General features: G+C 40.3%; 1 protein-coding gene. It reads left to right on the top strand.

What is annotated here, in order from left to right; genetic code table 11:
• Nucleotides 1-549 precede the first annotated feature (549 nt).
• The coding region (locus tag R7E78_RS24505; protein WP_318058391.1) for an ammonia-forming cytochrome c nitrite reductase subunit c552 at nucleotides 550-1106 on the top strand (557 nt) is incomplete at its 3' end.

Here is a 1106-nt window from a genome sequence, read left to right as displayed (position 1 = left end):
AGCGGAGATATAAAAACCATTGTTTGCAAAGGCGAGGATAAATTTCAGCATTGTCACTATGGTCATTTTTATTTTGCCCATATTTTTCTTTCCTTAGCTCTAAAATAATTGATAACTGTTCTCAACTATTTAAGGGAGCGACAATTAATTTCTTCTGAAGATATTTTTATATCTTCAAATGACATCAATTCTTATTTTGGAAAGCCACAACGCTAAACCTATATTCATAATACCTCTATTATTCCTAAGAGGTAGAAGACACTGTTCAAAAAGCGAACTCAATCACCTTATTTACAAAATGGTTATATCTCTAACCTACTGTCAATAAAGGGGATTGAATCATACCACTTTAGAGGTATATGAAATTAAACATGATTAAGATCACTAGTGTAAATTGATCTAAAGCAAGACTCATCCCGCTCACTATTTCATCTCTTTATTTACACAATAATATTATTTGTAGATCTCCAATTCTTATTTGGAATAGCTTCTCACAACGCTGCTAATAAAAACGAATATGGAGATAACACCGTGAGCATAAAACACTGGATGAGCGCACCTATCGCGGTTGCGACCTTATTCGCTAGCCAATTATTGTTGGCCGGCTCTGTGTTGGCGGCAGAAAACAACGATCGACTTGATCCTCGTAACGACGCCTTCGAACAAAACCATCCTGACCAATATCATTCTTGGAAGGCAACATCAGAAAGTAAACATATTGAAGACGCCCTAAGTGAAGACCCAAATATGGTGATTCTTTGGGCTGGCTACGGATTTGCCAAAGATTACAACAAGGCTCGAGGTCACTTTTATGCGCTCGACGATGTAAGGCAAACCCTAAGGACAGGCGCACCGGCAGATGAAAACTCCGGGCCAATGCCAATGGCGTGTTGGAGTTGTAAAAGTCCTGATGTCGCTCGCGTGATAGAAGAGCGTGGCGAGGATGGCTACTTCTCTGGTAAATGGGCACGTCTAGGCTCAGAAATCGTCAATCCTATCGGATGTTCTGACTGTCACGACACTCGCTCAGAAAAATTCAACCAAGGCGAGCCAGAACTAGCACTAACCAGACCTTATGTTGAGCGAGCATTCGATGTAATTGGTAA

The organism is Vibrio sp. YT-19(2023) (assembly GCF_033337395.1).
Note: the sequence above shows the minus strand (reverse complement) of the source record. Positions and strands in the feature narration are given on the sequence as shown.